The following is a 13,041-nucleotide window of genomic DNA, read 5'->3' on the forward strand; positions in this document are numbered from 1 at the left end:
AAGCTAAAGTCTTAATCAGGATATGAGTCTCAAGCTCAGAGGAACGAACAGTTTACTTTTGCTTCCTTTCTCAATCATAAATCTACTTAAATTTTAAAAAACAAATCTAAAGGAGGAACGAAGGATCGCACTCGTAAATCAACAAAGATTGGAGAATTACCTTTCGATAGTTTCTAGTGTGATCCTTCGTTCCTCAGGATGACATGCTAGACGCTAAAAACAACAAATCCGACATGTTTAAAAAACCTGTCAGGTTAATAACCTAAAAAAAATCCCAAACTCCAACAAAATTTGGAATTTGGGATTTAAAAATTGAAAATTATTGTTTTTTTATTCAACTATATTAGAAGTAGTGACATAAAAATCTTTATCGACTTCTACTTTTCTGTCTTCGCTTGTTGTTTTTACTGATTGCCATTCTGTGGTTGGTTTCAGCCAAGTTTCAACACCGTTTAATTTTACTCTTACTGGCATATCAAATTTAGAAACACAGTTTGTCCAGTGGTAACCAAAAGTTCCGTTTTTAAACATATATTCAAATACCGGAATTTGAGTTGTAGTTAAATATTGTGCAAAAACTCTGTTGAAGTTAATTCCAGATTGCTCATTAATATAATCCTGAATCTGTTTTCCTGTAACTGTTTGATGATAGAAAGTCTTGTTCATACCTCTTAAAATCGATTTCCATTTTGCATCATCATTGATGACCTGACGAATCATATGTAGCATTGAAGCTCCTTTTGGATACATATCGCCAGAACCTTCATTGTTCACATCATAATGTCCGATAATTGGAATATCATTTTGAATATTTTTTCTACATCCAATTACATACTCTGCACCAGCTTCTTTTCCGTAGTAATACTCCACAAAAAGGCTTTCCGAATAGTTTGTAAAACTTTCATGAACCCACATATCAGCGATATCTTTATAGGTAATATTATTGGCATACCATTCGTGCCCAGATTCGTGAATAATGATAAAATCAAACTTTAATCCCCATCCTGTTCCGCTCAAATCACGTCCTAAATATCCATTTTTATATTGATTGCCATAAGTTACAGAACTTTGGTGCTCCATTCCTAAATATGGAACTTCAACCAATTTATAGCTGTCTTCGTAGAACGGATAAGGTCCGAACCAGCTTTCAAAAGCCTTCAGCATTTTTGGAGCATCTTTAAACTGCTCTTTTGCTAAAGCTAGATTATCTTTTAAAACATAATAATTACAGTCTAAGTTTCCTTTTTCGCCTTTAAAAACCTCAGAAAAATTAACATAATCACCAATATTGATGTTTACGCCGTAATTATTAATCGGATTTGCAACATACCAATTGAAAGTTTTAGTCCCGTCTTTTTCTTTTTTAACGCTCTTTAATCTTCCGTTTGAAACCTCTGTTAAGTCTCCTGGCACATTTACGCTAATCAACATATTCTCCACTTCATCGTACATATGATCCTTACAAGGCCACCAAACGCTCGCGCCTAAACCTTGACAAGATGTCGCAATAAAATCTTTTCCGTTTTTATCTTTTTTCCAAGAGAAACCACCATCCCAAGGAGCTCTAACAGCTTCTTTCGGTTTTCCTTCAAAGAAAACTACAATTTCTTTTACTGCACCAACTTTTTGCTTTTCTATTAAAGTAATAAAGAAAGCATTTCCATTTCTTTCAAATTTTAAATCTTTACCATTCTGAGTCACTTTAGTAATATTCATTGGCTCCTGTAAATCGATCTGCATACGATTGTTCTCTGTTAAAACAGTATAACGAACAGTATTTGAACCTGAAATAAATTTTTCTGCAGGCTTAACCTTTACATCAAGGTGATAATATTTTAAATCCCACCAAGCTCTTTCTTTTGTAATGCTTCCGCGTAAAGTATCCTGATGTGTAAAAACGGTTTCTGACTTATTTAAAAGTCCCTGAGCATTTGCAGAGAAACCAACCAAAAAGGCGATAAAAATGCCACTAAAGTATTTTTTCATTATTTATAAATTTGTACGAAATAAAGGAATTAAATCAGTTTATTTTCAACAAATGTAAACATTCATATCTAGTATTTTAAAATTTTATGATTTTCGTCAGAAAAAAAAATCAGTTATTTCAATTAATCTTCTCTATTTTAGTGGTTTCAAAATATTAGAACTCAAATATGAGATTTAGCACAATACTTTCGTCTTTGCTGGTAATAATTACAACTACTGTGAATTCACAAAACACCCTCATTCATAAAACAAATAAAAAAATAAAGATTGATGGTGATTTAACCGACTGGAAAACACCTTTTCTCGGCCCTTTTGTGATTCATAATACAGGAGAAAATGCCACTCAAAAAACTTTTGTTTCACTTTCGTGGAATAATAAAAATCTTTACATCGCTTACAACTGCACTGATTCTAAAATTGTTGGAACGCTACAAGCAAAAGATTCGCAGATTTTTCAAACAGACGATTTAGCTGAAATTTTTCTTGACCCTGATGGAGACAGCCAAAACTATATTGAAATTGGTGTAAATGCATTTTCTACCAATTATGATTTACTTTTAAAATGCATTTCGGAAGAATGCGGCGGATGGAATACCTCAATGGATTTTGATATTAAAGACTTAGAAACTGTCAGTAAAATCAATAAAGACGGATACACTGTAGAAATAAAAATTCCTTTTTCTAGTCTTAGAAAAATTAAAAATGGCGGTTTTTCGAAACCTAAAGTCGGAACTAAATGGAAAGGAAATACTTTTAGAATTGATTACGGTAACACAACCGAATATCTTGCTTTACAGTCGTATAAGAGTTCAAAATTTGGTTTTCATCAGCCGCAAGAATTTGCAGTTTTTGAATTTGTGAAGTAATTATATAACAGGAAAAAATTGTACTTCTGTTGGCTTAAAATATTCTGCATTCTCAACTAAAAACTTAAAAGCCGAATTCGTTTTTGTCATTTTATAAACTTCAAAAATAGACTTGTTGCGCACAAAATGAGCATTTTGATAAAATCTATCATTAAAATTTCCATAAAATGAATACGTTTCCAAAAACATATAAATCCCTTTCTTTAGAATTGTAGGATTTACAAAAGCTTTGGGCAAGAATATATCGAGAAAAACATCATTATCTACATACAACTCTCCAGTACTTTCATTAATTGGATAAAAATTCCCATATGGAGATCTTTCCAAAAATAAAATCATTCTCTGTCCTTTTTTTAATTCTTTATTTCTGGGATCACATAGCCATTCTTTCCAGATTGCTACATTAATTTTTAAGCTTGATTTCCCTTTTATGAACTCACTTATCGTGAACTCATATTCATTTTCAGAAACTTTAGAAATAGTTCCGTCAACAATCAAAACAGCTTTAGAAATAACCAACGAATATGGCATTACATTTTTCTTAAAGCCATAATTTAAACTCGGAACCAAAAGCAAAAACAAGTATACAGCTAATCGCATAAATATAGATTTAATACTAAAATAGTATATTTTTTTGTTATGAAAACATTACAAACATAGCCCGCTGTTTCAACCGCGGGAGGGCACGCAATATAACAATACGTTTCCCGCGGTTGAAACCGCGGGCTATATTAACAGATGCTTATGGAATTATTTAAAACTATTTCTGACGTTTCTTCAAAACTTCCACAACATCATTCAATTGATATCCTTTTGCTTGAAGCAGAATCAAATAATGAAACAATAAATCAGCGCTTTCGCTAAGGAACAAATCATCATTATCATCTTTTGCTTCAATAACCACTTCTACAGCTTCCTCGCCAACTTTTTGAGCAATTTTATTGATTCCTTTTTCAAATAGAGAAGCTACATAACTTTTCTCCGAATCAGCATTTTCTCTTCTAGTTTTGATTGTATTTTCTAATTGAGAAATAAAACCATAATTCACGTCATTTGGTTCTTGCCAACAAGTATCTGCACCAGTATGGCACGTTGGCCCAACAGGTTTTGCTTGAATTAAAAGCGTATCACTGTCGCAATCATTTTTAATGCTTACTAAGTTTAAAAAGTTGCCACTCTCCTCACCTTTTGTCCAAAGTCTTTGTTTTGAACGGCTAAAAAAAGTTACTTTTTGAGTTTCTATTGTTTTTTGAAGCGATTCTTCGTTCATATAACCCAGCATCAAAACATTTTTTGTTTCTGAATCTTGGATTATAGCTGGAATTAATCCGTGTGCGCTTTTGATATCGATTTCCATAATTATTTTAGATTTTTAATTTCAGATTTTAGATTCTCAAAGCTGAAATTGATTTTTTTATTTATTGATTGAAATTTGGATTTTTTACAACCTTACTTCAATACCATTATCCCTAAGTTCTTGTTTCAAAGCTTTGATTTCGATTTCCTTAAAGTGAAAAACGCTTGCCGCCAAAGCCGAGTCCGCTTTTCCTTCTTTGAAAGAATCAACAAAATGCTGAATATTTCCAGCGCCTCCCGAAGCAATAATCGGAATATTTACTAATTCAGAAAGCTTAGCCAAAGCCTCGTTTGCAAATCCGTTTTTAGTTCCGTCATTATCCATCGATGTGAACAAAATTTCTCCCGCACCACGTTCTGCAACTTCAACAGCCCAATCGAATAAATTCAACTCAGTTGGCACTTTTCCGCCAACTAAATGCACAATCCATTGTCCGTCAATTTGTTTAGCATCGATTGCCACAACAACACATTGACTTCCAAACTTCTGAGCCAAATCATTGATTAACTGCGGATTTTTTACCGCCGATGAATTAATCGAAACTTTATCGGCTCCATTATTCAACAGAATATCAACATCTTCTACAGATGAAATTCCGCCGCCAACTGTAAACGGAATATTGATTTTCTCTGCGACGCTTCGCACCATATTTACCAATGTTTTGCGTCTTTCTTCTGTTGCCGAAATATCCAGAAAAACCAATTCATCTGCTCCTTCTCTTGAATAAATTTCAGCTAATTCAACAGGATCTCCAGCGTCACGTAAATCAACGAAATTAACGCCTTTTACGGTTCTTCCGTTTTTTATATCTAAGCAAGGTATTATTCTTTTTGCTAACATATTTTTGTTGTTTCACAGAGTCTCACAAAGAATCTACAGAGATTCGCAAAGATTTTTTTGTGAATCTTTGCGCTTTACTTTGTGCATCTTTGCGAAATAATCTATTTATTTAAAATATAATTTTCTAACTGTTTTAAAATAATCCTTCCTTCGTAGATCGCTTTTCCGATAATTGTTCCTTCACAGCCTAACTCAGCTAGTTTTGGAAGCTCATCAAAAGTAGAAATTCCTCCAGAAGCGATTAATTTTACTCCTTTCGCTTCTGCTAAGATTTTGCTGTATAAATCGAAACTTGGACCTTGAAGCATCCCGTCTTTTGCGATATCAGTACAGATAACATACTGAATTCCTTTTGACTGATAATTCTGAATAAACGGAACCAAATCTTCATTAGATTCTTCTAACCATCCAGAAACGGCAATTTTTTCATCTTTAGCATCAGCGCCCAAAATAATTTTATCTGAACCGTATTCTGAAATCCATTTTTCGAAAATTGCTCTGTTTTTGACTGCAATACTTCCGCCCGTAATTTGGTTTGCACCACTTTCAAAAGCAATTCTCAAATCGTCATCCGATTTTAATCCGCCTCCAAAATCAATTTTTAAACTAGTTTGATTGGCAATTTGTTCCAATATCTTATAATTGACAATTTTGCTCGATTTTGCACCGTCAAGATCAACTAAATGTAAATATTCAATTCCGTGTGCTTCAAATGATTTCGCTACTTCAAGCGGATTTTCATTGTAAATTATTTTAGTATCATAATCACCTTTGGACAAACGAACACATTTTCCTTCAATGATATCTATGGCTGGTATTATTCTCATGTTTTGATATTTTAGATTTTAGAGTTCAGATTTTAGATTCTCTAAAAATTGATATTTTGATTGAAATTGATTTTTGATATTGATTTTCAATTGGAATTTGGAATTTAAGAGATTGGAATTTCAAAATTTTACATTTTTAAAAAATTTCCTAGAATCTTTTCCCCAACATCACCGCTTTTTTCTGGGTGAAATTGAGTTCCGTAAAAATTATCTTTCTGCAAAGCCGATGCATATTCAACATCATAATTTGTTGTAGCAATAGCTTCATCACAATTTGGCGCATAAAAACTGTGAACCAAATACATGAATTCATTTTCACAAATACCTTTGAACAAATCGGTTTTTAAATCATAAATTTGATTCCATCCCATTTGTGGCACTTTTACGTTGTTTGAAAATTTCAAAACATCAACATCAAAAATTCCTAAACCTTCTGTATTTCCTTCTTCTGTTTTATTGCACATCAATTGCATTCCAAGACAAATTCCTAAAACAGGCTGTTTCAATTCTGGAATCAAACCATCCAAACCGCTTTCACGAAGTTTAGCCATTGCCGAACTCGCTTCGCCCACACCCGGGAAAATCACTTTATCGGCCGATTTAATTTCGTCCGGATTATTACTCAAAACTGCCTTAAATCCCAATCTTTCAATAGCAAACATAATGCTCTGAATATTTCCTGCTCCGTAATTTATAATTACTATTTTCATTTTGTTTTTTGTTTGTTTTGTTTCAAGTTTAAAGTTTCAGGTTTCACGTTCTGTTGAGCAACTTGAAACTTGAAACCTGAAACTTGAAACAAATTTTAAAGCATTCCTTTAGTTGAAGGCAAAATCATTTTCTCAGTGTCTCTTTTTACGGCTACTTTTATCGCTTTTGCGAAAGCTTTAAAGATTGCTTCGATTTTATGATGTTCGTTGATTCCTTCTGCTTTGATATTTAAGTTCGCTTTTGCGCCGTCTGTAAATGATTTAAAGAAGTGATAAAACATTTCTGTTGGCATTTTACCCACCATTTCGCGTTTAAACTCGGTTTCCCAAATCAGCCAGTTTCTTCCTCCAAAATCAATTGCTGCTTGTGCTAGACAATCATCCATTGGAAGACAGAAACCGTAACGCTCGATTCCTAATTTGTTTCCTAACGCTTTCGCAAAAACTTCTCCTAAAGCAATTGCAGTATCTTCTATGGTATGGTGCTCATCTACTTCTAAATCTCCTTTTACTGTAATTTCTAAGTCCATTTGACCGTGACGTGAGATTTGATCTAACATATGATCAAAAAACGCAATTCCAGTATCGATTTTGCTTTTTCCTATTCCATCAAGGTTTAAGTTGATGTAAATATCCGTTTCGTTTGTTTTACGCGTAATAGAAGCAGAACGCGCTTCTAATTTCAAAAACTCATAGATTTTCTTCCAATCCATTGTTTGTAAAACGATTGTTTCGTTCAATTCTTCACGTTTAGATGAAATCTCATTGCTTCCAGCACCATCCGTGTCATTCATAAAAATGGCCTTCGCACCAAGGTTTTTAGCCAATTCCACATCTGTTAAACGATCTCCTAAAACAAAAGAATTCTCTAAATCATATTCGGGATTGTTCAAATATTTAGTCAGCATTCCCGTTCTTGGCTTGCGCGTTGGCGCATTTTCTTCTGGAAAACTTCTGTCTACGAAGATTTTATCAAAAACAACTCCTTCGTTTTCAAAAGCTTTTAGAATAAAATTCTGCGTTGGCCAAAACGTATCTTCAGGAAAACTATCCGTTCCTAAACCATCCTGATTGGTTACCATTGCTAATTCGTAATCTAATTCGCTAGCGATTTTAGCCAGATATTGAAACGCTTTTGGATAAAACTCTAGTTTATCTAAGCTGTCTAATTGTAAATTTTCAGGTTCTAAAACAATCGTTCCGTCACGATCGATAAAAAGTACTTTTTTCATGTTTTTATTTTTGAGAATAAAGAAAAAAGAGTAAAGAAAATAGACTTTTCATTCTAGCTCAAAAGTTCTTTCATTTTTTTCTTTCTTCTTTACTCTATATTCTTTCTTCTATTTCAACAACTTCAATTCTCTAATTACAACTGCATTTTCTTCTTTCGTTCCAATTGTAAAACGAAGACAATTTTCGCATAAAGGCTGTGTTGTTCTATTGCGAATAACGATTCCTTTTTCAATTAATTGATCGTACCTTTTGTTAGCATCATCCACTTTGGCTAAAATAAAATTGGCTTCTGTTGGATATACTTTTTCAACAAAACTTACTTCAAGTAAAACTTTAAGCAATTCTTCTCTTTGCTCAATAATAGAAGCTATTTCCTGTTTTATTTTATCAGAATCTTTCAAACGTTCTTTCGCTCTTTGCTGCGTCAATTCGTTTACATTATAAGGCGGTTTAATTTTATTTAAAACCGAAATCACAGCTTCAGATGCATAACAGATTCCTAAACGAATTCCAGCCAAACCATACGCTTTTGAAAGTGTTTGTGTAATCACTAAATTTGGATATTCGTCAATTTCCGTCAGCCAGCTTTCTTTATCAGAGAAGTCAATATAAGCTTCATCAATAACAATTAGACCATTAAAATTTTGCAACAATTTCACAACACTTTCATCTGAAAACGAATTCCCTGTCGGATTGTTTGGCGAACATAAAAAGATGATTTTGGTATTCTCTTCAACCGCTTCTAGAATCTTTTCAACTTGAGGCTGAAAATCTGTCGACAGGAGAACTTCTCTGTTTTCAACAGCATTAATATTCGCTAAAACGCCATACATTCCGTATGTTGGAGGAAGCGAAATAATATTGTCTTTATTAGGCTCGCAAAAAGCTCTAAAAAGCAAGTCTAAAACTTCGTCGCTCCCGTTTCCTAATAAAATCTGATTTTGTTTTACTAAATTATTCTTAGCCAAAATAGCTTTAACTGAATTCTGCTGCGGATCCGGATAACGGTTTACGCCATTTTGAAACGGATTTTCATTGGCATCCAAAAAAATCATTTCGGCTGTATCAAAATCTTCAAACTCATCTCTTGCAGACGAATATGGTTTTAAGGATTTTACGTTTTCACGTGTTATTGTATTTATATCGAATTTCATTTCTTTTATTTATTTTTTAGAATATAGAAAATAGAATAAAGACGATAGACTCTCTTCTGATTTGCAGTTTTTTTACTCTTTGTTCTATATTCTATACTCTTTTCTCTTTATAAACTCTTCAATCTTAATGTTACAGCATTTTTATGCGCTTGTAAACCTTCAGCTTCAGCCATAGTTTCGATGGCGCTTCCTATATTCAGAATTCCTTCTTTAGTAATTTTCTGAAAAGTCATCGATTTCATAAAACTGTCCAGATTTACACCGCTGTAATTCTTTGCATAACCATTTGTTGGCAAAGTATGATTCGTTCCTGAAGCATAGTCTCCAGCACTTTCAGGCGTATAATTTCCAATAAAAACAGAACCTGCATTTACGATTCCATTACAGTAGAAATCATCATATTCAGAACAGATTATAAAGTGCTCTGGCCCATATTCGTTGATTAAATCTAAAGCGATTTGATCGTTTTCCACATAAATTAATTTCGAGTTTTCGATCGCTTTCTCTGCAATTGCTTTTCTTGGAAGTGCTTCTAACTGAGATTGTACTTCTTTTTCCACTTCTCCAATTAGTTTTTTTGAAGTCGAAACTAGAATCACCTGGCTATCTGTTCCGTGTTCTGCTTGAGATAATAAATCTGAAGCCACAAAAGCTGGAACCGCTGTATCATCGGCCACAATTAATAATTCTGAAGGCCCTGCAGGCATGTCAATTGCAACTCCAAATTGCGTTGCCAATTGTTTTGCTACCGTTACAAATTGATTTCCTGGTCCAAAAATTTTATATACTTTCGGAATGGACTGTGTTCCAAAAGTCATTCCTGCAATTGCCTGAATTCCTCCAACTTTTAGAATTTTAGTTACTCCGCATAAATTCGCCGCATATAAAATTGCTGGATTAATTTTGCCTCTTTTATCTGGTGGCGAACATAATACAATTTCTTTACAACCCGCAATTTCAGCAGGAACCGCCAACATTAAAACAGTAGAAAACAAAGGCGCTGTTCCTCCAGGAATGTACAAACCAATTTTTTGAATTGGTCTTTTCTCTTGCCAGCAATTTACTCCTTCAATTGTTTCCACTTCGACTCTTTCTGTTTTCTGAGCATTGTGGAATTTATAAATATTTTCTTTTGCTAATTCAATAGCTTCTTTTAATTCATTAGGAATCAAACCAATCGCTTCAGTTATTTCTTCTTCTGAAACTTCATAATTATCTTGTGAAATTCCATCAAAAATCGAAGTGTATTTCGCTACAGCTTCATCTCCTTTTCTTTGTACTTCTTTGAAGATTTCTTTTACTGTAACCTCAATATCATCAACGGTTTGAGTTGGCCTTTTTAATATTTCTGACCAGATTTCTGGTTTTGGATTATCTATTTTATTCATAATATTTTCAATATTAAATTCCAAATATCTAAAATCCCAAATTCCAATTCTTTATTTAAAAAATTAACGCTAAGCTTGGAATTTGGAATTTAAAAATTGAAATTTCTTTTTATAGTACCATTTTCTCGATTGGGCAAACTAGAATTCCTTCTGCTCCTACTTCTTTTAGCTGGTCAATTACATCCCAGAAAGTATCTTTGTCGATTACGGAGTGAACACTGCTCCAACCTTCTTGCGCCAACGGAAGAACCGTTAAACTTCTCAAAACGGGAAGGATTTTTCCAACCGCTTCGATTTTATCGTTTGGAACGTTCATTAGGATATATTTCGAATTTCTAGCTCTTAAAACCGCTTGAATTCTAAATTTTAAAGTATCAATGTGTTTTTGGATTTCTGGAGAAACTTTTGGAGAAACTGCTAAAACTGCTTCGCTTTTTAAAATAACTTCAACCTCCTTTAAGTTGTTTTTAAAAAGAGTGCTTCCACTTGAAACGATATCTACAATTGCATCTGCAAGTCCAATATTTGGCGCAATTTCCACTGAACCAGAAATTTGGTGAATATCTACCTTTATACCAAATTTACTGAAATATTCGTTAACCGTGTTTGGATAAGAAGTCGCAATACGAAGATTGGCTAAATCTTGAACTGAATTGTATTCGAAAGTTTTAGGAACTGCTACCGAAACTTTGCATTTTGAAAACCCAAGTTTCTGAACCACTTCGATTCCTTTTCCTTTTTCTACCAAAAGATTGTCGCCAACAATTGCTAAATCTACTACTCCATCAATTAAATACTGTGGAATGTCTGAATTTCTAAGATATAAAACTTCAAGAGGAAAGTTTGAAGCTTCTGCTTTTAACTGGTCGATTCCATTGTTGATTGAAATACCGCAGTCTTTTAGAATTTGAATGCTGTCTTCGTTTAAACGACCCGATTTTTGAATTGCAATTTTTAAAGTACTCATTTTTTTAGTTGTTTGTTGGATTAATAGTTTGAGTACAAAGAGAGTTAGAATTAAAAAACCCGTTTGATGTACTCAAACGGGTTTTAAAATATGATGATTTACACGCATATCATTAACACATCGCTTGAGAGCAATAATGTAAATGATGATGATGTAATTGAATTGAAATCATGATTGGTTTTGTTTTTTACTTCTTTGATTCGGTTGCAAATATACTAGATAAAATAATTAAAAAGCAATTTTTATTTTAACTTAACGACAGTTTATTGTTAAAAATCGTTTTCTACAGCATTTTACTTAATAAATTTAAAATTACTTTAATGAATTATCATATTCTTCAAAAACCAATAATACCTTGGTTCCTTTCCCGATTTCGCTTTCAATTTTAAATTTAATCTGAAGCAGATCGGTCATTCGTTTTACTATAAACAAACCAAGCCCTGTTCCTTTTATTTCAGAGTGATTTAAGGAATCTGATCTAAAAAACGGATTCAAAATAGATTCTAGATCTTTCTTTGCAATTCCAATTCCTTGATCTGAAATAGTGCACGAAATTTTTTGATTTTCTCTTGATAATGAAATTCTAATTTCGCTATTCGGTTTAGAATACTTAACAGCATTTGAAATGATATTTCGAAGAATAGTTACCACTAAATAATTATCAGAATAAATATAAAATTCTTCTTGAGCATCCAAAATCACATTTATTTGTCCTGACTTTATTTTCTCTGTATTTAATGTCAGCACGTCCAAAACGACTGCGTTCAGATAAACATTTTCTTTTAAAATGTTCTGTTTTTGATTCTCAAAACGAGCCATCATAAGCAACTGATCGACAAGAGAATTTAAATGATCAACTTCATTAATACAATAGTTAATCTTCTCTTCGTATTCCTTGCTATCACGAGGTTTACGAATAAGTACTTCAAGTGTTCCTTTAATTACAGTTAAAGGCGTTCTTAATTCGTGTGAGGCATCAGATGTGAACTGTTTTTCGCGTTCAATCGCGTCTTCAATTCGATTCAATAAATTATTAATGGTCTTTGAAAGTGTAAACAATTCATCCCTGGTTTTTGGCAGTGGAATTCTTGCTTTCAGATTGTCTTTCGTAATAATTTTCGAAGTTTGAATAATATTATTTATTGGTTTAATACTTCGTCCTGCATAAAATCTTGCTAGAAAGAATAAAATCAAAAGGATGATTGGAAAAGTAATCAATAAAGTATCCATTAGATTATCCAAAACTTTTGAAGAATCCGAAAGCGACATTGCAATAATCAAATAACCTACTTTTTCAGATTGTACATGAAGTGGAACTTGTATCTGGCGAATTTTACTGCCTAATAATTTGGTGTCAAAAGGATGAAATTCTTCTTTCTTACCATGAAAAACGAGTTTCTCATTTTTTAAATTAGGTGATTTTTCGATAATTTTTTTGTTCAAATCCAAAAACTGAACAAAAATAGGGTTTACATCTACTGAATTATGTTCTCTTTCCTCCCATTCTTCGGCATCCATAAAAATTACAGCGCCTTTTTCTATTCTTAGTTCTTTAAAGTGGTCCTGAACTTCTATATTTAAATTCTCGTCAATATGATTGTAAACAGTGAGTCTTACAATAAAATAAATAGCAGAAAAGACTACCAAAACTAGCAATCCTGTTCCTACAATATAATTTAATGCAATTCTATTTCTAAAGGATAATGAAGTCAT

General features: G+C 32.8%; 12 protein-coding genes. 1 reads left to right on the forward strand and 11 read right to left on the reverse strand.

Going from position 1 to position 13,041, the window contains the following annotated elements:
- Positions 1-330 precede the first annotated feature (330 nt).
- Positions 331-1,986, reverse strand: coding sequence for a M1 family metallopeptidase (locus ACFO3N_RS21545; protein WP_379800938.1), 1,656 nt, complete (start codon positions 1,984-1,986; stop codon positions 331-333).
- Between the two features lie 167 nt (positions 1,987-2,153).
- Between ACFO3N_RS21545 and ACFO3N_RS21550 the strand changes: the two genes are divergently transcribed.
- On the forward strand, positions 2,154-2,852 hold the full coding sequence (locus tag ACFO3N_RS21550; RefSeq protein WP_379800939.1) for a carbohydrate-binding family 9-like protein: 699 nt from the start codon (positions 2,154-2,156) through the stop codon (positions 2,850-2,852).
- Here the strand turns inward: ACFO3N_RS21550 and ACFO3N_RS21555 are convergent, their stop codons facing one another.
- The 10 genes from ACFO3N_RS21555 to ACFO3N_RS21600 form a co-directional block, all read right to left on the reverse strand.
- On the reverse strand, positions 2,853-3,452 hold the full coding sequence (locus tag ACFO3N_RS21555) for a hypothetical protein (RefSeq protein WP_379800940.1): 600 nt from the start codon (positions 3,450-3,452) through the stop codon (positions 2,853-2,855). It lies immediately after the preceding gene.
- A gap of 160 nt (positions 3,453-3,612) precedes the next feature.
- Positions 3,613-4,209: a bifunctional phosphoribosyl-AMP cyclohydrolase/phosphoribosyl-ATP diphosphatase HisIE gene (gene hisIE, locus ACFO3N_RS21560; RefSeq protein ID WP_379800941.1), complete on the reverse strand. Its 597-nt coding sequence runs from the start codon at positions 4,207-4,209 to the stop codon at positions 3,613-3,615.
- Between the two features lie 84 nt (positions 4,210-4,293).
- Positions 4,294-5,049, reverse strand: a complete 756-nt coding sequence (gene hisF / locus ACFO3N_RS21565) for an imidazole glycerol phosphate synthase subunit HisF (protein ID WP_379800942.1) — start codon at positions 5,047-5,049, stop codon at positions 4,294-4,296.
- A gap of 101 nt (positions 5,050-5,150) precedes the next feature.
- The gene (gene hisA, locus ACFO3N_RS21570) at positions 5,151-5,876 is read right to left on the reverse strand and encodes a 1-(5-phosphoribosyl)-5-[(5-phosphoribosylamino)methylideneamino]imidazole-4-carboxamide isomerase (protein ID WP_379800944.1); all 726 of its coding nucleotides are present in this window, start codon (positions 5,874-5,876) and stop codon (positions 5,151-5,153) included.
- Positions 5,877-6,004: 128 nt separating this feature from the next.
- Positions 6,005-6,586, reverse strand: coding sequence for an imidazole glycerol phosphate synthase subunit HisH (hisH, locus tag ACFO3N_RS21575; RefSeq protein WP_379800945.1), 582 nt, complete (start codon positions 6,584-6,586; stop codon positions 6,005-6,007).
- A gap of 95 nt (positions 6,587-6,681) precedes the next feature.
- A complete protein-coding gene (gene hisB / locus ACFO3N_RS21580) occupies positions 6,682-7,818 on the reverse strand; it encodes a bifunctional histidinol-phosphatase/imidazoleglycerol-phosphate dehydratase HisB (RefSeq protein WP_379800946.1) in 1,137 nt (378 codons plus the stop codon).
- Positions 7,819-7,926: 108 nt separating this feature from the next.
- Positions 7,927-8,973, reverse strand: a complete 1,047-nt coding sequence (gene hisC, locus ACFO3N_RS21585; protein WP_379800947.1) for a histidinol-phosphate transaminase — start codon at positions 8,971-8,973, stop codon at positions 7,927-7,929.
- A gap of 107 nt (positions 8,974-9,080) precedes the next feature.
- Positions 9,081-10,361 (reverse strand): histidinol dehydrogenase, encoded by a 1,281-nt coding sequence (gene hisD / locus ACFO3N_RS21590; RefSeq protein WP_379800948.1) that lies wholly within the window; start codon positions 10,359-10,361, stop codon positions 9,081-9,083.
- 109 nt (positions 10,362-10,470) lie between these two features.
- A complete protein-coding gene (gene hisG, locus ACFO3N_RS21595) occupies positions 10,471-11,328 on the reverse strand; it encodes an ATP phosphoribosyltransferase (RefSeq protein WP_095929293.1) in 858 nt (285 codons plus the stop codon).
- A gap of 312 nt (positions 11,329-11,640) precedes the next feature.
- On the reverse strand, positions 11,641-13,041 hold the full coding sequence (locus ACFO3N_RS21600) for a sensor histidine kinase (protein WP_379800949.1): 1,401 nt from the start codon (positions 13,039-13,041) through the stop codon (positions 11,641-11,643).

Origin of the sequence: Flavobacterium chungangensis (assembly GCF_042654045.1) — a bacterium.
Classification (GTDB): domain Bacteria; phylum Bacteroidota; class Bacteroidia; order Flavobacteriales; family Flavobacteriaceae; genus Flavobacterium; species Flavobacterium chungangensis.

Bases quoted from the DNA above. Each gene is read 5' to 3' on its own strand.
- ACFO3N_RS21545 (WP_379800938.1), bottom strand. From the start codon at position 1,986: ATGAAAAAATACTTTAGTGGCATTTTTATCGCCTTTTTGGTTGGTTTC.
- ACFO3N_RS21550 (WP_379800939.1), top strand. From the start codon at position 2,154: ATGAGATTTAGCACAATACTTTCGTCTTTGCTGGTAATAATTACAACT.
- ACFO3N_RS21555 (WP_379800940.1), bottom strand. From the start codon at position 3,452: ATGCGATTAGCTGTATACTTGTTTTTGCTTTTGGTTCCGAGTTTAAAT.
- hisIE (WP_379800941.1), bottom strand. From the start codon at position 4,209: ATGGAAATCGATATCAAAAGCGCACACGGATTAATTCCAGCTATAATC.
- hisF (WP_379800942.1), bottom strand. From the start codon at position 5,049: ATGTTAGCAAAAAGAATAATACCTTGCTTAGATATAAAAAACGGAAGA.
- hisA (WP_379800944.1), bottom strand. From the start codon at position 5,876: ATGAGAATAATACCAGCCATAGATATCATTGAAGGAAAATGTGTTCGT.
- hisH (WP_379800945.1), bottom strand. From the start codon at position 6,586: ATGAAAATAGTAATTATAAATTACGGAGCAGGAAATATTCAGAGCATT.
- hisB (WP_379800946.1), bottom strand. From the start codon at position 7,818: ATGAAAAAAGTACTTTTTATCGATCGTGACGGAACGATTGTTTTAGAA.
- hisC (WP_379800947.1), bottom strand. From the start codon at position 8,973: ATGAAATTCGATATAAATACAATAACACGTGAAAACGTAAAATCCTTA.
- hisD (WP_379800948.1), bottom strand. From the start codon at position 10,361: ATGAATAAAATAGATAATCCAAAACCAGAAATCTGGTCAGAAATATTA.
- hisG (WP_095929293.1), bottom strand. From the start codon at position 11,328: ATGAGTACTTTAAAAATTGCAATTCAAAAATCGGGTCGTTTAAACGAA.
- ACFO3N_RS21600 (WP_379800949.1), bottom strand. From the start codon at position 13,041: ATGACTTCATTATCCTTTAGAAATAGAATTGCATTAAATTATATTGTA.